This is a genomic window from Pseudomonas sp. LM13, assembly GCF_041381355.1.
GTDB classification, from domain to species: Bacteria; Pseudomonadota; Gammaproteobacteria; order Pseudomonadales; family Pseudomonadaceae; genus Stutzerimonas; species Stutzerimonas frequens.
Genome location: NZ_JACBXH010000005.1, coordinates 17894 through 42789 on the forward strand (window position 1 = coordinate 17894; position 24896 = coordinate 42789).

Annotated in this window: 18 protein-coding genes and 1 pseudogene; 5 read left to right on the plus strand and 14 right to left on the minus strand. The window is 64.2% G+C overall.

Annotation, left to right across the window (positions count from 1 at the left end):
* Window positions 1-5: 5 nt before the first annotated feature.
* From HZR81_RS05915 to HZR81_RS05945, 7 genes are all read right to left on the minus strand, one after another.
* Complete coding sequence (locus HZR81_RS05915; RefSeq protein WP_500127571.1) at window positions 6-3062, minus strand: multidrug efflux RND transporter permease subunit; 3057 nt, start codon at window positions 3060-3062, stop codon at window positions 6-8.
* 54 nt (window positions 3063-3116) lie between these two features.
* Window positions 3117-4250, minus strand: a complete 1134-nt coding sequence (locus HZR81_RS05920; RefSeq protein WP_500127572.1) for an efflux RND transporter periplasmic adaptor subunit — start codon at window positions 4248-4250, stop codon at window positions 3117-3119.
* 223 nt (window positions 4251-4473) lie between these two features.
* Window positions 4474-6096, minus strand: a complete 1623-nt coding sequence (locus tag HZR81_RS05925) for a methyl-accepting chemotaxis protein (RefSeq protein ID WP_500127573.1) — start codon at window positions 6094-6096, stop codon at window positions 4474-4476.
* A gap of 85 nt (window positions 6097-6181) precedes the next feature.
* Entirely contained in the window at window positions 6182-7276 is a 1095-nt protein-coding gene (locus HZR81_RS05930) for a DUF1513 domain-containing protein (protein ID WP_500127574.1), read from the minus strand.
* Between the two features lie 2 nt (window positions 7277-7278).
* Window positions 7279-8355: an imelysin family protein gene (locus tag HZR81_RS05935; RefSeq protein ID WP_125869065.1), complete on the minus strand. Its 1077-nt coding sequence runs from the start codon at window positions 8353-8355 to the stop codon at window positions 7279-7281.
* A 75-nt stretch (window positions 8356-8430) separates the two neighbouring features.
* On the minus strand, window positions 8431-9849 hold the full coding sequence (locus tag HZR81_RS05940) for a di-heme oxidoreductase family protein (protein WP_500127575.1): 1419 nt from the start codon (window positions 9847-9849) through the stop codon (window positions 8431-8433).
* 154 nt (window positions 9850-10003) lie between these two features.
* Window positions 10004-11338, minus strand: a complete 1335-nt coding sequence (locus HZR81_RS05945) for an imelysin family protein (RefSeq protein ID WP_125869067.1) — start codon at window positions 11336-11338, stop codon at window positions 10004-10006.
* A 173-nt stretch (window positions 11339-11511) separates the two neighbouring features.
* Between HZR81_RS05945 and HZR81_RS05950 the strand changes: the two genes are divergently transcribed.
* Window positions 11512-12084, plus strand: a complete 573-nt coding sequence (locus HZR81_RS05950; protein ID WP_110776138.1) for a LemA family protein — start codon at window positions 11512-11514, stop codon at window positions 12082-12084.
* On the plus strand, window positions 12085-12978 hold the full coding sequence (locus HZR81_RS05955) for a GIDE domain-containing protein (RefSeq protein WP_500127576.1): 894 nt from the start codon (window positions 12085-12087) through the stop codon (window positions 12976-12978). It begins immediately after the preceding gene.
* Between the two features lie 153 nt (window positions 12979-13131).
* On the opposite strand, the gene HZR81_RS05960 is transcribed toward HZR81_RS05955, so the two are convergent.
* The 3 genes from HZR81_RS05960 to HZR81_RS05970 form a co-directional block, all read right to left on the minus strand.
* Window positions 13132-15192: a putative bifunctional diguanylate cyclase/phosphodiesterase gene (locus HZR81_RS05960; RefSeq protein ID WP_133456347.1), complete on the minus strand. Its 2061-nt coding sequence runs from the start codon at window positions 15190-15192 to the stop codon at window positions 13132-13134.
* 286 nt (window positions 15193-15478) lie between these two features.
* Entirely contained in the window at window positions 15479-16060 is a 582-nt protein-coding gene (locus HZR81_RS05965; protein WP_003299885.1) for a superoxide dismutase, read from the minus strand.
* 397 nt (window positions 16061-16457) lie between these two features.
* Window positions 16458-17066, minus strand: a complete 609-nt coding sequence (locus HZR81_RS05970) for a LysE/ArgO family amino acid transporter (protein ID WP_253748173.1) — start codon at window positions 17064-17066, stop codon at window positions 16458-16460.
* A gap of 89 nt (window positions 17067-17155) precedes the next feature.
* On the opposite strand from HZR81_RS05970, the gene HZR81_RS05975 reads away from it, so the two are divergent.
* Entirely contained in the window at window positions 17156-18049 is an 894-nt protein-coding gene (locus tag HZR81_RS05975; RefSeq protein ID WP_500127577.1) for a LysR family transcriptional regulator ArgP, read from the plus strand.
* Between the two features lie 8 nt (window positions 18050-18057).
* On the opposite strand, the gene HZR81_RS05980 is transcribed toward HZR81_RS05975, so the two are convergent.
* Window positions 18058-18330 carry a hypothetical protein gene (locus HZR81_RS05980; RefSeq protein ID WP_156244733.1) on the minus strand — a complete coding sequence of 91 codons (273 nt, stop codon included), beginning with the start codon at window positions 18328-18330 and terminating at the stop codon, window positions 18058-18060.
* 361 nt (window positions 18331-18691) lie between these two features.
* On the opposite strand from HZR81_RS05980, the gene HZR81_RS05985 reads away from it, so the two are divergent.
* Entirely contained in the window at window positions 18692-19588 is an 897-nt protein-coding gene (locus HZR81_RS05985) for an ATPase (protein WP_500127578.1), read from the plus strand.
* A 62-nt stretch (window positions 19589-19650) separates the two neighbouring features.
* Here HZR81_RS05985 and HZR81_RS05990 read toward each other — a convergent pair whose 3' ends face one another.
* Window positions 19651-21573, minus strand: a complete 1923-nt coding sequence (locus HZR81_RS05990) for an autotransporter domain-containing protein (RefSeq protein ID WP_500127579.1) — start codon at window positions 21571-21573, stop codon at window positions 19651-19653.
* Between the two features lie 359 nt (window positions 21574-21932).
* On the opposite strand from HZR81_RS05990, the gene HZR81_RS05995 reads away from it, so the two are divergent.
* Window positions 21933-23129, plus strand: coding sequence for a GGDEF domain-containing protein (locus HZR81_RS05995; RefSeq protein WP_500127580.1), 1197 nt, complete (start codon window positions 21933-21935; stop codon window positions 23127-23129).
* Between the two features lie 48 nt (window positions 23130-23177).
* Here HZR81_RS05995 and pncB read toward each other — a convergent pair whose 3' ends face one another.
* Window positions 23178-24371 (minus strand): nicotinate phosphoribosyltransferase, encoded by a 1194-nt coding sequence (gene pncB / locus HZR81_RS06000; protein WP_125869074.1) that lies wholly within the window; start codon window positions 24369-24371, stop codon window positions 23178-23180.
* A 280-nt stretch (window positions 24372-24651) separates the two neighbouring features.
* Window positions 24652-24804: pseudogene (locus HZR81_RS06005) on the minus strand (con-10 family general stress protein); the annotation flags it as partial.
* Window positions 24805-24896: the final 92 nt, after the last annotated feature.

Consider the following 24896-nt stretch of genomic DNA (forward strand, 5'->3'; position numbering starts at 1 on the left):
TGGCGTCAGGCGATGCCGGGCGCGGCGGCCGGCTGCGGTGCCTTGTCCGGCCTGGCCAGCAGTTCATAGACGGCAGGCAGCACGAACAGGGTGAACAGCGTGCCGACCGACATGCCGGTGGCGATCACCAGGCCGATGTCGAATCGGCTGACCGCACCGGCCCCACTGGCGATGATCAGCGGCACCATGCCGAACACAGTCGCCGCGGTGGTCATCAGCACCGGTCGCAGGCGAATCGCTGCCGCTTCCTCCACCGCTTCACGGCGGCTCAGGCCGCGCTCACGGCGCAGCTGATTGGCGAACTCGACGATCATGATGCCGTGCTTGCTGATCAGGCCGATCAGCGTCACCAGGCCTACCTGGGTATAGATGTTCATGCTCGACAGGCCGAGGAACAGCGGCACCAGCGCCCCGCACACCGAAAGCGGTACGGTGACCAGGATCACCAGCGGATCGCGGAAGCTCTCGAACTGCGCGGCCAGCACCAGGAAGATCACCGCCAGTGCCAGGGCAAAGGTCAGGTACAGCGCATTGCCTTCCTGAATGTACTGGCGCGAAGCGCCTGCGTAATCGAAGCTGAAGCCCTCCGGCGCTTCCTCGCGGGCGATCCCCTGCAGCGTCTCGATCGCCTCGCCCATGCTGACGATGGGGAAGCCCTGGATCATCGCGGCATTGAGTTGCTGGAACTGCTTGAGCTGGGTCGGGCGGGCGCGGTCGCGTACCTTGATCAAGGTCGAGAGCGGCAGCATCTGGCCCTGCTGGTTGCGTACGTAATAGTTGCTCAGCCAGCCGGGGTTGTCGCGGTAGGCGCGCTCGACCTGGGCGATGACCTTGTAGCTGCGGCCTTCGATGGTGAAACGGTTGATCTCGCCTTCGCCAAGCAGGGTGCTCAGGGTCAGACCCAGGTCTTCCATGGAAACACCCATCTGCGCGGCTTTCTCGCGGTCGATATCGACCACGATCTCTGGCTTGTCGAAGGCGAGATCCACGTCGAGGAAGGCGAACTTGCCGGACTCCTCGGCGCGTTTGCGGATGCGCTCGGTCACCTGCAACAGCGTCTCGTAGTCGTTGGCGGTGTTGATCACGAACTGGAAGGGCAGGCCTTCGCCGGTGCCCGGCAGCGAAGGCAGATTGAAACCGAAGATCTGCAGGCCGGGCAGGCGATCCAGCTTGGCCTGGACCTCGGGGAGGATTTCCATCTGCGAGCGCTCGCGCTCGTCCCAGGGCTTGAGCAGGAAGCCGCCGATGCCGCTCTGCACGCCGTCGAAGCCGTTGATCTGGAACCAGGAGTAGTACTCCGGGAAGCTCTGGAAAATCTCCAGGAACTGGTCGGTGTAGGCGTTCAGGTAGTCCAGGTTGGCGGTCTTCGGTGCGCTGGCCATCATGAACACGATGCCCTGGTCCTCCTCCGGCGCCAGTTCGCTCTCGGTGAACATCAGCAGCACCGGAATCAGCGCCAGCACCAGCACGGCGAACACCAGCACCACCGGGCGGGTGTTCAGGGTGCCGTGCAGGGCGCGCTGGTAGCGCTGCTTGAGGCGCTCGAACAGCTCGTCCAGGCGATGGGCGAAGCCGCTGGGGTTCTCTTCGTGGCGCAGCAGCTTCGAGCACATCATCGGCGACAGCGTCAGCGCCACCACGCCGGAGATCAGCACGGCGCCGGCCAGGGTGAGGGCGAACTCCTGGAACAGCGCACCGGTCAGCCCCTGCAGGAAGCCGATGGGGGCATAGACCGCGGCCAGGGTGATGGTCATCGAGACCACCGGCATGGCGATCTCCCGGGCGCCGTCGAGCGCCGCCTGGAACGGCGATTTGCCCTGCTCGATGTGCCGGTGGATGTTCTCCACCACGACGATGGCATCGTCCACCACCAGGCCGATCGCCAATACCATGGCCAGCAGCGTCAGCAGGTTGATCGAGTAACCCATCGTCTGCATGAAGAACAGCACGCCGATCATCGACAGCGGGATGGTTACCACCGGGATCAGCACCGTGCGCAGTGAGCCGAGGAACAGGAAGACCACGACGATCACGATCACCGCGGCTTCGGCCAGGGTCTTTACCACCTCGTCGATGGAGGCCTGGATGAACTCGGTGGCGTCGTAGGCAATGGTCGCCTTCAGGCCCGGCGGCAGTTGCGCCTCGATCTGCGGCATGACTGCGCGCACTTCCTTGATCACGTCCAGCGGGTTGGCGCTGGGCGTGCCCTTGATACCGATATAGACCGACGGGATGCCGTCGAACGAGCTGATCGAGTTGTAGCTTTCGGCGCCCATCTCCACCCGTGCCACGTCGCCCAGCAGGACGCGGCTGTCGCCCTGGGTCTTGAGCGGGATGGCGGCGAATGCTTCCGGTGTCTTCAGCTCGGTGTCGGCGTTGATGCTGGTGACCACGTACTGGCCTTTCACTTCGCCGGCCGCCGAGAGGAAGTTGTACTTGCGCACCGCCTCGTTCACGTCGCCCGCGGAGACCCCGTAGGCTGCCAGTTTCACCGGGTCGAGCCAGAGGCGCATGGCGAACACCTGGTTGCCGAGGATCTCCGCCTCGGCCATGCCAGGCAGCGTCGCCAGCTTGGGCTGGATGACCCGCGACAGGTAGTCGGTGATCTGCGGGTTGCTCAGCTGGTCGCTGTAGAAGCTGATGTACATCAGCGCGGTGGAGTCGGCCGCCTGCTTGTTCAGCACCGGGTCCTCGGCGTCCTGCGGCAGCTGGTTCTTCACCGAGTTGGCCTGGCTGAGCAGCTCGGTGTAGAGGCGATCGGTGTCGGCACCGATGCGCGCGTAGACCGAGATCACCGAGGCGTTCTGCTGGCTGACCGAGGTCATGTAGTCCACCCCTTCGGCGCTGGCCAGACTCTGCTGCAGCGGCTGGGTGATGTAGCCCTGAATGGTTTCGGCGTTGGCGCCGGGGTAGGCGGTGGTCACCGTGATCAGCGCGCTTTCCATCTGCGGGTACTGGCGAATGGTCAGGCTGTTGAAGGCCTGAATGCCGAGCAGCACGATCAGCAGGCTGATGACGCTCGCCAGTACCGGGCGGCGGATGAAGGGATCGGTGAAGGCCATGGGCAAGTCCCTGGAACTGTTCGATGTGGCGCTACCGCCGGAGCGGCAGGCCGCTTATTCGGACGCCGGCTCGGCGCCGTCCAGCTTGAGCGTGCGGCTCTCGGCGATAGCGACATGGGTGCCGCTGTCGAGCTTGAGCTGGCCGGCAGTGATCACCTGTTCGCCGCCTTCCAGGCCGTCGAGAATGACCACCAGGCCGTCGCGACGCTCGCCAGTGGTGACGAAGCGGCGCTCGACCACCAGGTACGGCTCGTCGCTGCTGACCCCCTCCGGCGGCGTGCCTTCGGTCACCAGCAGTACCGAGTTGCCGTACAGGGTGTAGGTGATGGCGGTTTCCGGCACCACCACTTGCGCGGTTTCGGTCGGTAGCAGCACCTGCAGGTCGGCGAACATGCCGGGCAGCAGGCGGCCGTCGGGGTTGGCCAGTTCAGCGCGCACCTGCACGTTGCGCGTTGTGGTTTCCACCTTCGGGTTCAGCGCGGTGATTTCGCCTTCGAAACGCTCGTTCGGGTAGGCCGCCACGCGCAGCTGCACTTTCTGCCCGAGTGCCAGCAGCGGCACATGCTGTTCGGCCAGGAAGAAGTCGACGTACAGCGTGGACAGGTCCTGAAGCGTGGCGATCGGCGTACCGGCGGCGAGGTAGTCGCCGACATCCACCTGGCGGATGCCGATGGTGCCGGAGAAGGGCGCGAGCACACGCTTCTTCGCCAGGCTGGCGCGCAACTGGGCGACGCTGGCCTCGGCCTTCTGCGACTGGGCATTGAGCCGGTCGTACTCGCTGCGGGAAATGGCCTGGCGGTCGAGCAGGCTGCGGGCGCGCTGGAACTCCAGGCGGGACAGGTTCAGGTCGGCCTCGGCGCTGGCCAGGCTGGCCTGCTCCACTTCACTGTCCAGCAGCACGATGGCCTGGCCCTTGCTGACTTTCTCGCCGGACTGGAACTGCACGTCGCTGATGGTGCCAGCGATCTCGACGCTGAGGTCGATGCCCTGCGATGCCTTGAGCGTACCGATCGCCGGCAGGCGGCTCTGCCAGTCCATGCGCCGGGCGACCTCCGCCTCGACGTTGATCGCCGGCTTGGGCGCCTGGAACTGCTGAATCTGTTGGTAGATCGAGTTGAACTTGAAGGCGGCGAGGATCGCAACGACGACGACCACCGCGCCCAGCATGAACAGCATGCGGCGCAACATTTTCCGATTTCCTTGGAGATGTGAGCCGGCTGTCTACTGCCGTGATCGAGGCAGCCGTTCGAACGGTCCGGTCATCGTCGCGATGGGCGATGCTGGCGATGGCGCAGCTGGACCGGGGAGGGAGGAACTTAGCCCCGAATCGAGGCCAAGTAAAGGGGGAGAACGGCCGGAAAGCCGCGCAGGTGCGGGGCGGGCGACAGACTGTCGGCGCGCCCGCTGATCATCAGCCGGCGAGGCGCTGGGTGACTTCGGTAAGTTGCGCCGACAGCCCATGCAGGTTCTGGCTGGCGGTTTCGGTGCGCTCGACGTTCTGCTGGTTGATGGTGGCGATCGAGGTGATCTCGGTGATGTTGCGTGAAATGTCTTCGGCCACCGCGGTCTGTTCCTCGGCGGCCGTGGCGATCTGGCGGTTCATGTCACGAATCGCCTCGACCGCTTCCGTGATGCGCTGCAGCATCTGACCGGCCTCGGTCACCTGGCCGACGCCCTGTTCGCTGCGCGCCTGACCGCTTTCGATGGCGCGTACCGCATTGCTCGCGCCGGTCTGCACGGTGTCGATGATCTGGTGAATCTCGGCAGTGGACTCGGCGGTGCGCTGGGCCAGGGTGCGCACCTCGTCGGCGACCACGGCAAAGCCGCGGCCGGCGTCGCCCGCGCGAGCGGCCTCGATGGCGGCATTGAGCGCGAGCAGGTTGGTCTGGTCGGCGATCCCGCGGATCACTTCCAGCACCTTGCCGATGCGCCTGCTGTCACCCTCCAGGCGGCGGATGACGTCTGCCGTGCTGGCGATCTCGTTGCTCATGTCGGTGATCGTGGCGATCGTGCCGCGCATCACCTCTTCACCCTGTTGGGCGGAATGGTCAGCGTCGTCGGCAGCCTGCGCGGCTTCGGCAGCATGCCGCGAGACTTCCTGAGCAGTCGCGGACATCTCGTGCATCGCCGTGGCGACCTGATCGGTGCGCGAGAACTGCTCACGGGCGCCTTCGGCCATTAGCCTGGCGATGGCGTTCAGCTCGCCGCTGGCACTGTCCAGATTCGAGGTGCTCTGTTGCAGGCGGGTGAAGGTATCGGCGAGGAAGTCGCGCAGCACGTTGGCGGCGGCGGCGAGGCGGCCCAGTTCGTCGCTGCGGCTGGCATCCACGCGGTCGGCGAACTTGCCCTGGCTGAGGCGCGCGATGTGCTCGATCAGGTTGCGAATCGGTTCGATGATCCGGCGATTGACCAGCCACAGGCTGAACAGCGCCACCACCACACTGGCGAGGATCATGATGATCGGGCCGAAGGATGCGGTGCTCTGTGCGTCGGCACGGATGGTCTCCGAGCGCTGCGCGGCGGCGTCTCCCAGCTGTTCGACCAGCTCGCTCAGCTGAGCGCTGGTCGCCCGGTCGATACCGGCGACCGCGGCGTCCCCGGTGAGCGGGTCGCTGTCGGCGGCAATGTAGGCATCCAGGCCCTTGCGATAGGCAGCGCCGAGAGTGCGGTGCTCGTTGCGCAGGCTCTCGATCTGCTTGGCCAACTCCGGCTCGTCGGCGCTCAATACCAGCAGGTCGCCGAGAATCTTCTGTACCTTGGCTTCCTGGGCCTCGAACTGGCTCCAGTAGCGGTTGCGCTGCTCGGGCTGTTTGCCGCGCAGCAGTACGTTCTTCCATTCCTGGACCTGCACCTTGAACTCGAGGTTGGCCTCGTCGATCAGCTGCACTTCGGTCAGCGGGCCGTCGAGCAGCGTCTGGAAGTGGTCGATGTTGTTGCTGAGCAGGCGAATGCAGGCTAGGGCGATGAGGAGGGTCAGCAGCAAGCTGCCGCCGATCAGCGCGAGGATCTGCGCGCGCAGGGATTTTTGGAGCATGGGCAAGGTCTCGTCATTTGAGAAAACGTCAATGAGCATCCCTGCCGTTGCCCAGCATCATCGGCCGGCTGACGTTTTTCTTGAGCTAAACGATGCGCAAATGGTTGTCCCAGAGCCCGGCCGGCATTTTCAGGTGGCTGCTGACGATATGCGCGCCCCGGCAGTCGAACAGCCGGCAGCGGCCCTGTCCGGAGCTGACGACGAAGCCTTCGGTGACTGCGGCGACACCCGCGCAGTCGGGCAAATGGGTCTCCTGGCGCAGCTCTGCGGAGTCCAGGTCCCAGAAGAACACCTTGTTGCCACGCGGTGCGGTTACGGCCAGCAGGCGTAGTTCATCGTGAATGGCCAGGCTCGCGGTGTACTGGTTCATGCTCTGCCGCTGCGCCTCGCCGAGAGGAAAATGCTGGAACGGCTGACCCGGACGCTTGATCGCCAGCAGCGGGACGCGGTCCATGGCGTCGCCTTCGTACTGCTGGCCGCTGACGATGGTGCCGTCCGCCGCAACCGCGAGGTGACGCACGCTGTTCATCTGCTCGGGCAACTGTTCCTTGCTCACCAGGCTGCCATCGCGGCGCAGCAGCACCAGGCTCGGCTCCATGGCGTCGAGATTCATCATCTCGCGGCTGTCGGCCTCGGTGCGGATGCCGCCGTTGGCGATGACCAAGGTTTCGTGGTCGGGCATCCACAATAGTTGGTGCGGGCCGATGCCATGGGTGGCATGTTCGCCGACCCGCACGAGTTGCCGGCCGTCCAGGCGGTAGACGCCGAGTACTCCGCGGCCTGGGTCGGCGGTGTCGTTCTCGGTGGCGTAGAACCATTCGCCGTCGCGATGGAACACGCCGTGGCCGTAGAAATGGCGATCCTTCGGCGAGACCAGCACCTGCAAGAGCTGCCCGTCGCGAGAGTCGATCAGGTAGCTCTCGCGGCTCGGGCGGCGGCCGACGAAGACCGCCAGCGGCAGGTAGGGGTGCGGATAGACGTCGTGGCAGCGTTCGGCGACCGGGGTGGCGAACACCTGACTGCCATCGAGCCGATAGCCGACGGCGTAGTGCTGGCCGTCATTGCCATCACGGGCCGAGAGCAGCACCGGTTGCCCGCCGTTACGCGTCAGCGTCCAGCCGGCAATTCCGCCGGCGGCCAGCATGGCACCACCGAGGCCGAGCAGGGTTCGACGCTTCATGTTCAGTCTCCGTCGTGAGCGTTGAAGCCGATCTGCACACCTAGCGCGCGGGCCAGCTCCAGCTGATGCAGGCGGTGCAGACGGTCGATTCGCGCGTACAGCTCGTCGAGTTGTGCTCGACCCTCTTGCTCGGCGAGCAACTTGCCGAACGGCTGCTTCAGGCTCGCCAGTTGCTGCAGCACCTCGCCGTAGCTGGCATCGATACGTGCAGCCAGTTCGCTCTGCTCTTGGCCCAGCAGCGCGCGCAGCCCGTTCTGCTCGGCGCCTGACCACAAGCGCTCGGCGCCCTTGACCGCGGCCTCGATGCTGCCGAGCGTCGTGTCGCTACGCCAGCCTTCGGCCTGGTAGGGCTGCGGATGACCCTTGGACTGCCGGCCGAGGGGCGCGCCGAGTTTCTTCTTCAGGCCATCGAGGGCGGTGACCTGTATCCGCAGTAGCTCGGCAATGGCCTCGTTCGGTTCGGCATAGCGCTCGTTGGGAAAGCTGCGCAGCTGGTCGGCCATGCCGTCCTTGTCCTGCCAGCGCTGAAGCACGCCCGCGGCGAGTTTCTGCTGATGTTCGCCGATAGCCGCCAGCAGCGGACAATACCGGGCCTTAGTGGCCTGGTCGTTCAGATCAATGCTGCGGTCGAACAGGATGTATTCGTAGGCACTCAGTCCCTGGACCACTACGCTGGCATTGTCGAGGTCGGCCTGGCTGAGGTCGGGTTTGGCTTCGAGCAGGGCGCCGACCTGACGCGCGACCAGGTTCTTCTTGTCCGGCCAGAACTGGACCTGCCAGGCCAGATTGCCCTCGCCCAGCGGGCCGATCAGCAGGGGCTGCAGGCCCGCCCAAGCTGTCTGGGCGTGCACGAAGGCTTCGCGCGCCTCCTCCAGCGTCTGGTTGTCGGCACAATAAGCGATGGCGCTCGCCGCGAGGCGACGATCCACTTCCGACCATTGGGTGTAGGCGGGTAGCAGCACGTCATCGGCCAGCGCCTTGCTGGTTTCCACTTGCGGATCGGCCGGGGTGCAGGCGCTCAGCAGGAGCGCGGCGAGCAATCCGCCGCTGGCGATGCGCAAGGAATTCGAACGGATCATGGTGTCCTCTTTGGCGGAGCCGGTTTGCAGGCCTGCAGCGATACGCAAGCCCGGCTGAATGTTAGATCTGGAGACTCAGAGCGACTCCAGGAAGCTCAGCAGCGCGTCACGCTCCTGCTGGTCGAAGCCGAGCACGACCTGGCGTGCTTTCTCCGCCTCGCCACCGTGCCAGAGTATCGCTTCGAGCAGGTTGCGGGCGCGGCCGTCATGCAGGAACTGGCTGTGGTCGCTGACCGTCTGGGTCAGGCCGATGCCCCAGAGCGGTGGGGTGCGCCACTCGCGACCGCTGGCCTCGAACTCGGGACGATGGTCGGCCAGGCATTCGCCCATGTCATGTAGCAGCAGGTCGGTATATGGGCGGATCAGCTGGTTGGCCAGCTCCGGTTCCGCCGCGTCGGCTGCGGTGGTGAACTGCGGCACATGGCAGCTTTGGCAGCCGGCCCGGTGGAACAGCGTCTTGCCGGCCAGGACCTTGGGATCGTCGACGTTGCGCCGCGCCGGCACGCCGAGGTTGCGCGTGTAGAACAGCACCTGGGCAAGGATGTTGTCGCTGACTTCCGGCTCGCCACCGTGGGGCATCGCCAGGCAATCGGTCTGGCGCTCCGTGCAGCTGTTTCCGCTGAAGAGGCTGGTGGACAAGCCCATGTCGTTGAAGAAGGCGTCGGCGTTCTGCTGATTGAGGCTCGGTTGCCCGGCCTTCCAGCCGAAGCGACCCATCACGGTCTCCCGGGTAGTCTGATCGAAAATCCGATTGGGGCGCCCGGAGATGCCGTCACCGTTGCGGTCGTCCGGGTCGGCATTGGCCAGCAGCGCTTGCTCGGGGATGGCTTCGAGCAGGCCGAGACCAATCATCTGCGGCGCGATGCGCAGCGACACAAGGGTGTCTGGATGCATCTCGCCGTAAGCCAGCTCGCTCAGCTCGACCTCGGGCTTGCGCAGTTCCACCTCGGTGCCATCGGCGAAGCGTACCCGCTCGGTCGAATAACGCAGGCGAGCCTTGCCTTCGGGTGCGACTCCGGGCACCGCCATGTCTTGCAGCTGACCGCCGTAGCTGGGCTCCGGGGCGATGCCTCGTTCGCGGACGACTTCGGCATGCTCGGGACCCGCCGGGATGGACAGGCGCACCAGCATCGAAACCGCGCTGGCCGCGTCTTCCGCGGGCGGATGGCCACGGCCGTCCTTGATATGGCAGTTCTGGCAGGCATTGGTGTTGAACAGCGGACCGAGTCCGTCGCGCGCGGTGGTGGAGGACGGCGCGATGACCCAGGGATTGCGGAAGAAACTGTTGCCGACACTGAAGTCGAGCCGGCGCATCGGCGCCAGGTTCGCAGCGGGCATGGAGAAGGCGTTGTGGTCGAACTTCATCACGGTGGCATTGCCCGCGGACAGGGCTTCGCCGGGCTCGGCCTGTGTGAAACTGGGAGTTTCGTCGTTGTTGCAGGCGGCCAGAACCAGAACCAGCAACGGGAGGAGGCCGCGGACCAACGGGCGCATCGGAAATACCTGCACAGCGGTGAATTAAGCCGCGCAATCTTAGCAGGCTAATCGACTTGAAATAAGAGGGATTTGCATTTGCGCGGAAGGCCTGTCCCGCAACGCTGAAGGGAAAAGCCCTGGCGCGACAAAGCGTCGCGCCAGGGCTGAGCGATCAGAACTCGTGATCGGCCGTATCGGGGTTGAGGTCGCTGATGCCGAGGGCGGCGGCGGCCTGTTCGATCGATGCGGTCTGCTTGACCAGAGCGGCGATGGCGTTGCGCACCTTTTCCTGGCCTTCGGCGTTGTCCGGCGCGATCAGCTGATCGAAGGCTTCGCCATCCTCAGCGCTCTGCACCAGCACCTGTAGTTTGGCTTCGGTGCTCTCCAGGTCGGTCTTCAGCGTGCTGTCCACTTCCGGGCTCGCATCCTGGACGAGGGAGGCGAGGGACGGGCCGGTCAGCGTGGTGCCGTCGATGCGCTTGTACTCGCCCAGATAGACGTTGCGGATACCACGCGCATTGAAGAAATGCGAGTTATGCGTGTTGTCGCTGAAGCAGTCATGCTCGTCCTCGGTGGAGTTCGCCTCCAGTGCGACCTTCATACGCTCGCCCGCCAGCTCGCCGAGCGACAGGCTGCCCATGCCGAACAGCATCTTGCGCAGGCCATTCTCGGCGGACTCTGCCTCGAGGCTGGCGCGGTAGTTCTCGGCGCCCGGCTGCCACTGTTCGACCATGTCCTGTAGATCGCTGACCAGCAGGTCGGTCGCTGCCTTCAGATAGGTCCGACGGCGGTCGCAGTTGCCACCGGTGCAGCCTTCGCCCTCGACGTAGTCGGTATATGGGCGCTGGCCGGCGCCTGGGCCGGTACCGTTGAGGTCCTGCCCCCAGAGCAGGAATTCGATGGCGTGGTAACCGGTGGCGACGTTCGCCTCCGAGCCGGCAAGCTCGTTGAGGCTGGCCAGCAGCTCACCGTTGATCACGCTCGTATCGATCTTGTCTTCGCCGATCTGTACTTCCGGATTGGCGATGATGTTCGCCGTCGCGCCCGGGTTGCCCAGGGCATGCTGATAGTCGCCCTCGACGTAGTCGATCAGGCCCTCGTCGAGCGGCCAGGCGTTGAGCTGACCTTCCCAGTCGTCCACCACCGCGTTGCCGAAGCGGAAGACTTCGGTCTGCATGTATGGCACCCGGGCTGCCAGCCAGGCCTCACGGGCCGCCTGTAGCGTTTCTTCGCTGGGATTGGCGAGCAGGCTGTCGACCGCTTCCTGCAGCTTCACGCCGGTGGCATGAGCATCGCTGAACACGGCCAGCGCCAGGTCGGCGTAATGAGCCACGACGGCCTTGGCGGCTTTTTCGTCGAGCGTCTTTGCCTGTTCGGCAGGCACTGACTCGGTTGTCGCCTGCGGGGCCGCCGTCTGGTTCGTGGGCGTCTTGTCCTCGCCGCAACCGGCGAGCGAAATAGCCACGGCGAGAAGGCTGGCGGTTGCCCAGGTGGGAGTGCGTAGCATGTGCGGATTCCTTTGCGTGCGGGTGAACGAAGCAGAGTGCTGCTCGGAAGCGCCTAATAATGCGAAAGATTTTCATTTTGTGCAAAGCCAATGCGTGCACGGGCTCTCTATTCCGTTCCGCCCCCGTCGGTAGAATGCTGGCGATTTGCTTATCTATCCCCGGAGACGCGACGATGAGCCTTGGCGTAGTGGCTGTGCTGGTAATCCTGTTCCTTATCGCTGCGTATGCGGTGACTCTCTATAACGGGCTGGTCCGCCTCAAACATGGAGTCGGTAAGGCCTGGGCCAACATCGATGTGCTGCTGCGTCAGCGCCACGAGGAACTGCCCAAGCTGGTGGAGACCTGTCGGCAGTACATGCAGCACGAGCGCAGCACGCTGGAGCAGGTGATCAGCGCTCGCAATGCCGTTTCCAGTGCGCGTGAGCAGGGTGATGTCGGTGCACTGGGGCAGGCCGAGACCGGGCTGCGCGCTGGGCTCGGGCGGCTATTCGCGCTGGCCGAGAACTATCCGCAGCTCAAGGCCGACGAGAGCTTTCGCCACTTGCAGCAGCGCATCAGTGGACTGGAGAGCGGCATTGCCGATCGGCGCGAGCTTTATAACGAAGCGGTCAATCTGAACAACGTGCGCATCGAACAGTTTCCCGACGTCATCCTTGCACGTCTGTTCGGCTTCAAGGAGGCGGCTCTGCTGCAGTTCAGCGAGGCAGAGAAGGCCGATGTGAATCTGAAGGCGCTGTTTGGCTAAATGGATTTCGCTCAGGTCTTCAGCCTTGTCGCAGCAGGTGCCCTCGCCGTCGGTGGCGCAGGGTTAAGCATTGGGCGGTGGGCACGTGCTCGCCATCTGCTCGACACGCCTACCTCGCGCATCCGCTCGGCTGCCCAGGGTTATGTCGAGCTGGTTGGCATCCTGCGCGAACTGGCGGTGCCGCAGCCGGTGGCGCCGCTGACGGGTGAGCAGTGCCTATGGTGGCGCTACCGTATCGAGGAGTACCGCTCCAACGGTAAGCGCAGCAGCTGGCGCGTGGTCGAGCGAGGTGTCAGCGATGCCTGGCTGCGTCTGGCCGATGCCACCGGCGAATGCCTGATCGATCCGCGCGGTGCGGAGGTCCATCCGGCCTTTCGCAGGGTCTGGACCGGCGATCTGCGCCACCCGCGCGGCACTGCGCCGAGCGGCTGGCTGAGCCTGTTTGCTGGCAGCATGCGCTATCGCTATACCGAGGAGCGCCTGCACGAAGGTGAACCGCTGTATGCCATCGGCGACTTTCGCACCAGTGGTGGTGGGCGCCAGGGGCTTGATCTCGACGCGGCCCGGCGAGAGGTTATCCGTCACTGGAAGGGCGATTTTGCCGGTCTGTTGCAGCGTTTCGACAGTAATGCCGACGGCGTGCTCGACGAGCAGGAATGGCGCCGGGTGCAACTGGCTGCAACGCTCGAAGCGGAAGACCAGCACCGCCAGCGCAGCGCAGTCCCGGAGCGGCACCAGCTGAGCCGTCCGCAGGAGGCGCTGCCGTTCGTCCTGTCCAGTCATGGCGAGGAGGTCCTTGCTCGACGCTTCTACTGGCAGGCCGCGGGTGGGGTGCTGATGTGTCTGGCCGGCGCTCTATGGCTGGCCTCACAGCTGGGTGTGGACGGCTGGTAAGGCGTACCGCTCCGGCGGCTGCGTCGATGCACTCGGCTCCCACAAGCGCGTGCGGTTGGCCCGGACTTCGCCTCCCTTGTTCACAAGGCTTGTAGCGGATGCAGGCCTCCCTGGTGAGCGCGCCGCCGTTCGCACAAGCCGTTTCTTCTGCGCTTAGCGCAACTCGGAATTGGCGGCCCGATCGAAGGGTTGTGACTGGCGCAGGAGCAACTCCAGGTCGCGCGCAGGCAATGGCTTGCTGTAGTAGTAGCCCTGACCTTCCTGGCAGCCCTCGGCGATCAGATAGGCCTCCTGCTCCGGGGTTTCGACCCCCTCGGCGATAACTGTCATGCCGAGGCTCTTGCCGAGCTGGATGATTGCCCGAACGATGGTGGCGCCTTCGTCCTGGCCGATGTCCTGGACGAAGCTCTTGTCGATCTTGATCTTGTCCAGCGGCAGGCTCTTGAGATAACTGAGCGAGGAATACCCGGTGCCGAAGTCATCGATGGCGATGAGCGCCCCGGAGCGCCGCAGGCTGTGCAGGTTGTGTGCCGCGGCTTCGATGTCTTCCATCAGTCCGGTTTCGGTCACCTCCAACTCGAGGGTTTCGGCTGGCAGCTGATGGGCCTGCAGCAGCTCGCCGATCATCTCCGGCAGCTGCGGGTGACGCAGCTGCACGGTCGAGAGGTTCACCGCCACGCGCAGGCCGGTGTAGCCCAGCGCATGCCAATGGCGCAGCTGGCTGCACGCCTGGTCCAGTACCCATCTGCCGATCTCGATGATGCTGCCGTTCTGCTCGGCGAGTGGAATGAACAGATCCGGCGGAACCAGCTTGCCCTGGGGGTGCTTCCAGCGGATCAGCGCCTCGACGCCGATGATGCGGTTCTGCTGATAGTCCACCTGTGGCTGGTAGACCAGGTGGAACTCATCCCGCTTGAGCGCCTCGCTGAGGTCCTTCTCCAGCTCCCGGCGTGCACGCATCTCGCTGTCGATACTGGCGACATAGAACTGGTAGCGGTTGCGCGAGCGGCTCTTGGCCAGGGTCATGGTCTGCTCCGCCTTCTGCAGGAGCTTCTCGGTGCTGTCGCCGTCTTCGGGGTAAAGAGTGATGCCGATGGTGGCGCGCAGGCGGATCAGATGGCCGTTGAGCTCGATCGGATTCTCCAGGTCGTCGAGCAACTCCTGCGCCAGCTCGGCGGCTTCGTAGGGCTGTTCGATGCCGCCGAGCACCAGGACGAACTGGTCGCCGCCCAGTCGCGCCAGTGCGCCGAGCCGGCCGCCCGAGTCGCGCAGTCGGTCGGCCAGCGCCTTGAGCAAATGGTCGCCGGCCTGGTAACTGTACTGTTCATTGATGCCTTTGAAGTCGTCGAGGCCCAGGCAGAGCACCGCGATGCGGCGTTGCAGGCGCCTTGCCTCGTCGAGGATGTGGTCGAGCTGCCGCTGCAGCTGCTGGCGGTTGGGCAGGCCGGTCAGCGAATCATATTGAGTCATGCGCTGCAGGCTGCTTTCGGCCTGCTGGCGCAGGTGCATGTTGTGCTCGATGGAGGCGAGCAGGCCGTTGGCGGTTTCCACCCAGAGGCCGAGCTCATTGGCTTCGTGGCCCTTGATCATCGGCAGCTTGTGCGCACCGGGGCGGTCCGGGTTGATCTGCGCCAGGTGCTCGATGAGCTTGGTGAGCGGACGAGTCAGCAGCCATTGGTAGATCAGATAGAGAATGAGCCCCAGCGTCAGCGCCCGCAGTATGCCAACGATGAAGATCACCACCGAGTCGCTGATGAATTCCTGGCCGTACTGGGCGGTATCCAGGGTGATGCGCAGGTCGCCGTAATATTCGTTGTAGGGCGGTTTACCGACCAGGGGAATCGAGAATTGCTGATCGCGGCCGAGGATCGGGTCGGTCAGCCAGCGTGTCGGCAGTTTGATCGGTGGGCGGATCTTCAGCGCCAGCATGCCTTCGTCCGGATGACCGATCGAGGCCATGCGGATCGACTCGTGCTGAAACAGGCCCTCCATCACTTGGGCACCCATCTCCCGGTCGAGGCTGTAGATCGCCTGGGTGGACGGGTCGCGGGTCATGCGCAGGATGCGTTGGGCGTCGGCCTCGATCAGGTGGCGGGTCTTGTAGGCGCCGAAGATGATCTGTGCGCAGCTCAGCACAAGCCCCACCGCCAGGGCTGACAGGAGAACGATACGTAGGAGCTTCCGCGACAGGCTATTGCGCAATTCCAGCTTCAAGTGAAGGTCCTTTTCCGTGCCACGTGCTCGGTTGCGTAAGTATTGATAGTCATTGAGCAATCGTCAAAGAGGCAGTTATCACCGGGAAAACCAGTAGCACCGAATGTGCGGGCGATACAACAGGGCATGCAAGTGCGGATTATCCTCGAAGGCCCGCCGTGTGCCGAATTCATCCGTCGGGTCGCGCCTTTACGGGCCCGTAAAGCATATAGCGGCAGGTGATGCAGAAGCCTTAAATGAAAATGCCCGCACGGGTGCGGGCATTCTCTGTACGGCGCTGAGGCGCTTAGCCGGCGAAGTTCTTCGCGACGAAGTCCCAGTTGACCAGGTTCCAGAACGCCTCGACGAACTTCGGACGAGCGTTGCGGTAGTCGATGTAGTAGGCATGTTCCCAGACGTCGCAGGTCAGCAGCGGCTTGTCGCCAGCGGTCATCGGGTTGCCGGCACCGATGGTGCTGGCCAGGCCCAGGCTACCGTCGGACTTCTTCACCAGCCAGGCCCAGCCGGAGCCGAAGGTGCCGATGGCGGTCTTGGTGAACTCTTCCTTGAACTTGTCGAACGAGCCGAAGGAGGCGTTGATGGCATCAGCCAGCGCGCCGGTCGGCTGGCCACCGGCGTTCGGCGCCAGGCAGTTCCAGAAGAAGGTGTGGTTCCAGACCTGGGCGGCGTTGTTGAAGATGCCACCCGAAGAGGTCTTGATGATGGATTCCAGATCCTTGCCTTCGAACTCGGTGCCCGGGATCAGGTTGTTCAGGTTGGTCACGTAGGCAGCGTGGTGCTTGTCGTGATGGTAGTCGAGCGTCTCGGCGGACATGTGCGGCTCGAGGGCGTTCTTTTCGTAAGGCAGCGGCGGCAATTCGAAAGCCATGATGTATCTCCTACTCAGGTGTCGAGGATTGATGCGGCCAGCTCGGAGGGACGTACGGGGTTTGCCGGCGTAGCCGGTGAGCAGGCGCTGCATCGCGTCCTGCTCTTGCCTCTGTCGTTCCCTTCGCTCGCTACATGCTTGCGCAATCTCTGGCCGTTCACGGTCGGCCGAACAGACAGACTGAAGCCTTCCGCTCCATGTCTGCGAGCCAGCGATCATAGCACCCGACCTGCGGCAAAACCACGCGGCAACTGTATGGACTATTGGTTCCAGAGCGGTTGCGGCGCGGCGCCTTGGATGCCAAGCACTGGCTGCGCCTTGCGTGGACCGCATAGTCGGGCGTGGTGTTCCGTACGATGTGGGAAAAGGTGCGCGGTGCAATGCCGCGCGCTGACGTTCAGGCAGCGAATGCCAGTTGGGCGGCGATGGCGAACATCATGGCGGCCACGCCGAGATCGATCAGCCGCCAGGTCAGCGGACGCGCCAGCCAGGGGGCGAGCCATGCGCCGCCCAGCGCCAGGGTGAGAAACCACAGAGTCGAAGCGCTGGCGGCCCCCAGGGTATAAGCCCCGGGCTCGGGCTGCTGCGCGCCAAGGGTGCCGATCAGTACCACGGTATCCAGATAGACATGCGGATTGAGCAGCGTCACCGCCAGTGCGGCCAGCAATACCGCGCGTAGCGGGCGCGGTTGTGCGTCTTCGCTGCGCAGGCTCTGCGGTCTGGCCGCACGACGCAGGGCCAGCGTGCCGTACCAGAGCAGAAAGGCCACACCGCCCCAGCGGGTGATCTCCAGCAACAGCGGGCTGCTCGCCAGCATCGCGGCCAGCCCGAACACCCCGACGCTGACCAACAGGACGTCGCAGACGATACACAGCGCCGCCACCGGCAGGTGATGCTCGCGGCGCAAGCTCTGGGCCAGCACGAAGGCATTCTGCGCGCCGATTGCCATGATCAGCCCTGCCGCTACCAGAAGTCCGTTGATATAGCTCTGCCAGATCGCACTCATGTCGCACGCCTCGTTCGTTTTCTGCTGGCGAGTCTGCGGATTGACGAGCTATAAGAGAAACCAATTTTTCTCACGTAGCATTAGGGAAAATGATGTTCGACTACAAGTTGCTGGCCGCGCTTGCGGCGGTTGTGGAGCAGGCCGGCTTTGAACGCGCCGCGCAGGCGCTGGGCCTGTCGCAATCGGCGATATCACAGCGGATCAAGCTGCTCGAGGCGCGTGTCGGCCAGCCGGTATTGCTGCGCGACACACCGCCGAGACCCACCGAGTTGGGCCAGCGCCTGCTCAACCATGTGCAGCAGGTGCGCCTGCTCGAGCGCGACCTGCAGGGGCAGGTTCCGGCGCTCGATGAAAACCGTCTGCCGGAGCGCCTGCGTATCGCGCTGAACGCCGACAGCCTGGCGACCTGGTGGGCCGGTGCGGTGGCGCCGTTCTGTGCCGAGCACCAGGTGTTGCTCGATCATGTGGTGGAAGATCAGGCAGTCGGGCTCAAACGCATGCGCGCGGGCGAGGTCGCGGCCTGCGTCTGCGCTGCCGAGCGGCCGGTGGCTGGCGCGCGCAGCCAGTTTCTCGGAGCGATGCGCTATCGGGCGCTGGCCAGCCCGGCGTTCATCGAGCGGCATTTTCAGCGTGGTGCGAACGCCGCGGATCTGGCGCGTGTCCCGGCCGTGGTGTTCGGCCCGGACGATCAGCTGCAGCATCGTTACATGTCGGCGGTCGGTGGCGGCGAGGTGTTCATTCACCATTTGTGCCCCTCGTCGGAGGGCTTCGTGTGCATGTTGCGAAGCGGCCTGGGCTGGGGGCTGGCGCCTGAGCTGCAGGTGCGCGGCGAACTTGCGCGTGGTGAACTGGTCGATGTGCTGTCCGGGCCGCCGATCGACGTGCCGCTGTACTGGCATCACTGGCGTAACGGCGGACAACTGCTCGATGAGCTGACGCGGCATCTGGTGCGTTGCGCCAGCGACTGGCTGCTGGTCGAGTGAGGTGCGGGTCAGGCGAGCACGCGCTGGCCTCGGTAGATGCGAACCGCCGGGCCACTGCTGGCGGGACGTGCCGGTGGCGGAGGTGCGGGCGGTAGCTGGTCGCTGAAGGTCGCGAGCTGACGGCCGAGTTCGCGGGTCAGCTCGTCGTTTGAGCGCATGCTCGCTGCGAGCATTGCCACCACCGCGTCCGGCTGGTTGAGATGGATGTCCAGTTGCTGTTCGTCGCGCAGTCTGCGGCGCAGGGCGCGCATGCAGTCGATCACTGCCTTGTTCAGCTCCATGCTGTATTCCTCTTGATTGCCCTAAGGCCCGACATCCCTGTCGGAAGTGTCTATCCGCTGGCCAGGATGACGGAGCAAGCGGCGTACCAGATCTGCTGGCTGCGTCTCGGCAGAAGTGTGACCGACAAGCGAAACCCCCGGCCGGCGAGGCGTGCAGACTGTCGATCCATTGCGCAAACGCGTCCAGTGGCTCGTCGGTGATCGAGCCGGCCCCGGCTTTAAATGCACCGTGATGCGCGTTGCCGCCGTCGCGATGCTCCACTGCGGTGCAGCCAGGATGGCAGACGTGAGTCGCTGATAGCCTCACCCCGAACCGTTATACTGCGCGTTGTTTTTCGCACCGCGCCATCGAAGGTAACCCATGCGCAACGATGCTCACGACGAACTGGACAACATCCCCAGCCTGACCGCAGGCCGTGACCGTGTGGAGCCCTATCCGGCGCCGGATCTCGAGCCGATTCGCCGAACGCCGGATGACTACGGCGATGATTCGCGTGCGCGCCAACGGCGTCGCCCGGCAGGCGCTGCGAAGGCCAGCACCGCGCCGCTGTGGGTAACGGTCGTGGCGTTGTTGATCAGCCTCGCTGCGCTGGGCTGGTGGAGTTATCGGCAGATCGCCATGCTGGAACTGCAGCTGGTCGCCACGCAGGAGAGTTTCGCCAGGATCAGCGAGGACGCCGCCGGTCGCTTGCAGGATATCTCCGGCAAAGTGGTCGCCACCGAATCCAACGTGACGACCGAGAGCGAAGCCGTGAAGCTGCGCATCAAGCAGCTCGAGCAACAGACGCAGGAGCTCGCACGCAAGCAACAGGCCTTCGCCACCGAGCAGCAGAGCCTGACGGGCAGGCAGGGCAATCAGGACCAGCGCCTGGATGAGCAGGGCAAGCGTATGGAGCGCCTGACTGCTGATCTGCAGGCCCAGCAAGGCAGCAGTGCGACCCTGGCCGACACGGTGAAGACTCTGCGCAGCGAGCAGGCCACGCTGAAGTCTGCAGTCGACGAGCAATCCAAGCTGGCGGCGCGAATCGATGGTCTGGGCAAGGAGGTCGCGGCGCTGAAACAGGCCGGCAACCAGAGTCAGGCGATCAGCCGTCTCGAACAGGACATTCTGGTTCTGCGCAGCGAGTTGGAGAATCGTCCGGCACCGAGCGCCGCCAACAGGGCCGAATTCGATTCCTTCCGCGCGCAGGTCACCCGCACCATCAATGCCATGCAGGGGCAGATCGCCAATCTGCAAGGGCAGATCGACGGGCGCTGACTATCGCCGCGTTTGGCCGCCGCGCGTATCGCGACGGCGGCCGCTTCCAGCCAGACCCTTTCTTACAGATCCAGTGCTAACGACAGCCCCACCCCATGGTCGCGGTTGTCGTTGCCGCGGTAATGGTAGTTGGCGCGTAGCGCCAGACCGGGGGACAAGCGGTGCGCCAGCCCCACGCTGAAACGCGTCTGGTCGCCGGTCTGCGTTGCACCGGGTAGTTCGAAGCTGTTGCCCGGCACGCTGTTCAAGGACATGCGCAGGTCGCGCCGGTCGTCGTCCTCGCGTTCCACTTCGCGCGCAACCTCACCGAACAGGCGGGTTCTCTCACTCAAGGCGTACTCGCCGAACAACCCGAGCGACAGGCGCAGAGAGTCCAGGTCCTGGTCGTCATAGCTCAAGGCAGTGGAGCGGGCACCCTCTTCGCTGTAGGCGCCCACTTCGACCTTTTGATAGCTGGCTCCGACGAATGGGCCGAACTGCATCTGCTCGCCTGGCTGCATCAGATTGAAGCCGACCTTGGCCCCTGCACCCCAAACGGTGCCCTCGGTGTCACCTTTCTCCTCGCGTTCGGTGAGGCCCAGACCGAAGGTGCGTTGCAGGTCGTGGTAATCCAGATAACCGGCGCTGAGGCTGAAGTCAGCGAACAGGCGGTGTTGCTCGTAACGGGCGAAGGCCGTGGCCAGGTAGCTGCGCATGTCGTAATCGGAGTCGCTGCGACCCAGCTCCAACGAGTTCTCTGCCAGCCCGAGGCTGAGGCCGGCGAGCCAGGCTTCGCTCAGTCGATGGGTAACACCCAGCGACAGGCTCAGGCCGTGGCCGTCGCCGCCACCGTAACCGTCGTACTCAGGTCGGTTGTAACCGCCCTGAACGAAAGTGCGCCAGGCACCGACTGCCTGCCAGTCGCCACGCTGGGCGGCCAGTTCGCTATCGAGCTGTTGCAGGTGGGCGCGTAGCGCCGAGTGGCCCATTTCCGGCAGAAGCGAGACTTCCCAGGGCGCGGAGATAATCGAGTAGAGGTAGTCGGCGCTGATCTGATGAACCGCGGTGGTGGGGTGGACCGCGTCGTTGAATAGCAGGCGGCTCGGATCAGGAGCTGTGCCTCCCAGGCTGTAGGTCGGGTCTGGTAGACACGGCGACGTCGAGGATGCCGGGTCGAAGCAGACTGCAGTTTGCGCGACGTTGGGGTCGAAGCCGAAAGCGGCCAGGTCCGCGCGAACCTCCGCCAGCAACAGACGGTTGTTGACCAGCACGTAATTGCCACCCTGGGCTTGCAGCTGGCTCGCCAGCTCGATGTTGAACTGGTCGCTCAGGGCGTTAAGAGTGGCGGCCCCGACGGGGCCTGAGTTGGCCCCCAGTGGTGTGATACCAACATCCGGCAGGTCGGAGACGATGATGTAGCGTGCTCCCGCCATTTGCAGGGCGCCGACACCTGCCACCAGATTGCTCGCGGCCTGCGCCATCGTCACCGGATTGCTGCCCAACTGGAAGATGTCGTTGCCGCCTCCGTTGATGTAGTACAGGGCATTGCGGTCCACCCGGGGGTTCTCGACCAGATAGCCAGGGCGCGTACGAGTTGTGCCGCCGGCCGATACGATCGAGGTGTCGGTGATTGAGTCGAGAATCTGGTCGGTCCGGTAGCCGCCGACGGCGTAGTTGCTGCCGTCCGGATTACCGGTCAGTACGGACGGTAGCAGGGGCGTGGAAGGAAGCGATTGCAGGCCTAGCATGCTGGCCAGTCGCTGGGTGCCGACTTCCCCGATGTATTCGCCGGCGCCATAGGTCGGTCCGGTTCGATTGGTGAAGCGCAGACCGCCCGTTGGGTTGCCTCCCAGGGTCGGGCTCAACAGGTCGGGGAAGTTGCCGGCATCGCTGAGCGAGTCGCCGAATACGATGAACTGGCTGAACGGTCCGCTATCGGCGGCGCTGACGGCAGTCGTGCAGCCGAGCAGGACGGCTGCCGCAAGCGGCTTGAGGGCGCTATGCACGAAGGTATCTCCTTATTGTTCTTTTTTTGGATACGTCGCCGGACAACAGGGCGACCTGCTCACGCTAATGGCTGTGCTGCGCCGGCATAAGCGCCCGAAAGGGCGATTGTCGGTAGCCCAGGGCATCGCACTAAAGGCTTACTGGCGGTTTGACCGTACGCCATTTATTGTCCTGGCTCAAAAGGCGGAGATATCAAACTGCTACCATCGGCCGCGCTTGTGGCTCGAGTGACGGAATGCCATGGCCATGAGCAACTGCCTGCTTGGAAAAAGGTGCTGAGGGCCAGTCTGGCGTCTGGATTCGCCGGGTTGCGCTCACCGTGCAAACGATCGTCCCGACATGGGAGCAGAACAATAAAATGCCATCGCTTCTCGATCTGCTGCGAAACCGACTGACGACGCTGCTGCCCAGCGAGCTGAGGTCCAGCGAGCTCCGCCATCTGCTCGACCCCCGGCGCCATCCGGTGCTGCTCTGTCAGCGTCGCGCGACGCTGATCGTCAACCGCGTGCGGCTGTTCGCCTTCCTCTTCGCCGCGCTGACGCCACTGTGGAGCCTGATCGACCTGATGGTGTTCGAGCCGAAGCTCTGGCTGGCGCTGGCCGGGTTGCGCATGATGGCCTGCCTCGCCTTCACGGGCCTGCTCTTGTTCTACCGGCCCAGTGGCAACCTCCTGGATGCCTACCGCGCGATCGCTATCCTCTTTGCCATCCCCACCGCCTTCTATATCGCGTCGCATACCCTGCTCGGCAGCTACCAGCTGGCGCAGTTCTCCGCGGTGGTCGGGGCCGGTTACGCTTTTCTGCCTTTCGTGCTGATGGCGGGTCTGACGATCTTCCCGCTGACGTTGGTGGAGAACCTGGTCCTGTCGAGCCTGTTGCTTCTGGCGCAGGCACTGGCCGGATACCTCAGCTGGGCGACGCTGAACTGGCCATCGTTCGCAGGAGCGTTCTGGCTGCTGATTCTCATCGCCGGCGTTGCCAGCCTGGCCAGCATGAGCCAGCTGGCGTTCATGATCGCACTGGTGCGTCAGGCGATCCGCGATCCGCTCACTGGCGTGTTCTCCCGGGGGAGCGGCGAGGAAATCCTGCGCCTGCAGTGGGACAGCGCGCAGCGCAAGGATTCCGCGCTGGCCCTGGCTTTCATCGATCTGGATCACTTCAAGTCGATCAACGACAACTACGGCCACGAAGCCGGCGATCAGGTCCTGCGAGAGGCCGCTCGACGGCTGGTAGCGACACTGCGCAGCTCCGACAGCCTGTTGCGGTGGGGTGGCGAGGAGTTTCTCCTGATCATGCCGGAGACCGACACGGAGCAGGCCCACAAGGCCATCGAACGCATCGTCGGCGAGGGGCTGGGCGTGCGACCGGATGGCCTGGCGCTGACCGCAAGCATCGGCCTTGCCGAGCGCCGCAACGACCAGGTCGATGACTATCGTGACCTGCTCGAACTGGCGGACCGGCGCATGTACCTGGCCAAGACCGGCGGCCGCAATCGGCTATGCGCCGCGGAGTCGGAGAAGCCCCAGCACCAGCGCGCGCTGGCCCTGGAAAGCTAGGCCCGACGCACTCGTCGCGACGGCCGGGCGCTGCGCTGCTGGTCAGCGTTACGCCAGACCGAAGACATGTCGCAGATAACCGACGAAGGCCTCGTCGCGGCACATGGTCTTGCCCGGCGAGTCGGAAATCTTCGCCACCGGCTGGCCATTGCACGCCGTCATCTTGATGACCATGTTGGTGGGTTCGACACCCGGGATGTCGCAAGTCAGTCCCGTGCCGATGCCGAAGCTCGGATTGCTGCGACCAGCCAGTGCACGATGAATCTGCAGCGCCTTGGCGAAATCCAGGCCGTCGGAGAAGATCAGCTGGCGCGTCCTCGGGTCGATGCCCAGTCGCCGATAATGCGCGATGGCTTTTTCAGCCCAGACGAGAGGATCGCCGGAGTCGTGGCGCAGGCCATCGAACAGCTTGGCGAAGTACAGATCGAAGTCACGCAGGAAGGCGTCCATGGTGATGCAGTCGGTCAGCGCGATACCCAGCGCGCCCCGGTACTCGCGAACCCAACAGTCGAGAGCGGCGATCTGACTGTCGATGAGCCGTGGGCCGAGCTGCTGATGCGCCATGATCCATTCATGAGCCATGGTGCCCATCGGCTTCACGTCCAGCGTGCGCGCCAGGTGCACGTTGCTGGTACCGACGAAACGGCCGGGAAAGTCGCAGCGCAGACGTTCGACCACCATTTCCTGTACCGCGAAGGAAAAGCGTCGGCGTGTGCCGAAGTCGGCCAGGGTGAAGGTGGCCAGCTCTTGTTCGCCGGCCTGGCTGCGCAGCCAGGCCAGTTTCTCGTCGAGCCGGTCGCGCGCTTGCGTCAGGCTCACTTGCGGGTAACGGGCGCGGTTGCGCACTTCGCTGATGATCGCCAGCAGCGGCACCTCGAACAGAATCACATGCAGCCAGGGGCCGCGCAGATGGATCACCAGCTCGCCGTCTTCTACATCCAGGCGCAGGTAGCGCAGGTCGAAACGAAACAGTCCGAGAAAGCGGATGAAGTCCGGCTGCATGTAGGGGATACGCTCCAGATAAGCGAGCTCCTCGGGAGCCATCTGTAGCTCGGCGAGCGCTTCGATCTGCTCGCGGATGGCGTCGAGGTAGGGGCGCAGATCTTCCCCTGAGCGGCTGCGGAAAGCCCATTCCACCTCGGCATTGGGATAGTGATGCAGAACGGCCTGCATCATGGTGAGCTTGTAGAAGTCGGTGTCCAGCAGGCTCTGGATGATCCGCTCAGAAAATGCACTACTCATCGGCTGCTCCCGTCTGGAGGGTTCCGGCCGATGGTATCGACAAACGGTAGGTGCTGCAGGCGGTATTTTCATCGGTGAAACGATGAGATGTCTGGCGTGCAATTAGGATATGGTCGGCACGGCAGCTTCGGCGTGCTCATTTGATATCTGTTTAATATCGAAGTTGATGAGTTTGAAGGCTGGAGTTAAATGCCGGGGAAGTTGCCGGAAAGTTAATCGGGACTTATAAAAAACAAGGCAGACGCCGAGGCGCCTGCCTTGTTTTGTACGCCGTCAGCAATTAGCTGCTGCGGCCACCGCCGTGGCTGTTCTGGCCACCCTTGCGGCCGGCCTCGGAGGCCTTCTCGCGGTCGTTGGCGAAGTTTCCGCCGCTGTTGTGACCACCCTTGCGGCCGGCCTCGGAAGCTTTATCTCGATCGTTGGCGAAGTTGCCAGGATTGTTATTTGCCATGTGTTTTTCTCCTCAATTGGATAGACACTTTCACAAACGGCTGAAAGAGAGATATTCCGTCAGCCTTCACTGTG

What these genes read in the sequence shown, in the direction of transcription:
- HZR81_RS05915 (WP_500127571.1), bottom strand. Translation starts at nt 3,062, where the DNA reads ATGGCCTTCACCGATCCCTTCATCCGCCGCCCGGTACTGGCGAGCGTC.
- HZR81_RS05920 (WP_500127572.1), bottom strand. Translation starts at nt 4,250, where the DNA reads ATGTTGCGCCGCATGCTGTTCATGCTGGGCGCGGTGGTCGTCGTCGTT.
- HZR81_RS05925 (WP_500127573.1), bottom strand. Translation starts at nt 6,096, where the DNA reads ATGCTCCAAAAATCCCTGCGCGCGCAGATCCTCGCGCTGATCGGCGGC.
- HZR81_RS05930 (WP_500127574.1), bottom strand. Translation starts at nt 7,276, where the DNA reads ATGAAGCGTCGAACCCTGCTCGGCCTCGGTGGTGCCATGCTGGCCGCC.
- HZR81_RS05935 (WP_125869065.1), bottom strand. Translation starts at nt 8,355, where the DNA reads ATGATCCGTTCGAATTCCTTGCGCATCGCCAGCGGCGGATTGCTCGCC.
- HZR81_RS05940 (WP_500127575.1), bottom strand. Translation starts at nt 9,849, where the DNA reads ATGCGCCCGTTGGTCCGCGGCCTCCTCCCGTTGCTGGTTCTGGTTCTG.
- HZR81_RS05945 (WP_125869067.1), bottom strand. Translation starts at nt 11,338, where the DNA reads ATGCTACGCACTCCCACCTGGGCAACCGCCAGCCTTCTCGCCGTGGCT.
- HZR81_RS05950 (WP_110776138.1), top strand. Translation starts at nt 11,512, where the DNA reads ATGAGCCTTGGCGTAGTGGCTGTGCTGGTAATCCTGTTCCTTATCGCT.
- HZR81_RS05955 (WP_500127576.1), top strand. Translation starts at nt 12,085, where the DNA reads ATGGATTTCGCTCAGGTCTTCAGCCTTGTCGCAGCAGGTGCCCTCGCC.
- HZR81_RS05965 (WP_003299885.1), bottom strand. Translation starts at nt 16,060, where the DNA reads ATGGCTTTCGAATTGCCGCCGCTGCCTTACGAAAAGAACGCCCTCGAG.
- HZR81_RS05970 (WP_253748173.1), bottom strand. Translation starts at nt 17,066, where the DNA reads ATGAGTGCGATCTGGCAGAGCTATATCAACGGACTTCTGGTAGCGGCA.
- HZR81_RS05975 (WP_500127577.1), top strand. Translation starts at nt 17,156, where the DNA reads ATGATGTTCGACTACAAGTTGCTGGCCGCGCTTGCGGCGGTTGTGGAG.
- HZR81_RS05980 (WP_156244733.1), bottom strand. Translation starts at nt 18,330, where the DNA reads ATGGAGCTGAACAAGGCAGTGATCGACTGCATGCGCGCCCTGCGCCGC.
- HZR81_RS05985 (WP_500127578.1), top strand. Translation starts at nt 18,692, where the DNA reads ATGCGCAACGATGCTCACGACGAACTGGACAACATCCCCAGCCTGACC.
- HZR81_RS05995 (WP_500127580.1), top strand. Translation starts at nt 21,933, where the DNA reads ATGCCATCGCTTCTCGATCTGCTGCGAAACCGACTGACGACGCTGCTG.
- pncB (WP_125869074.1), bottom strand. Translation starts at nt 24,371, where the DNA reads ATGAGTAGTGCATTTTCTGAGCGGATCATCCAGAGCCTGCTGGACACC.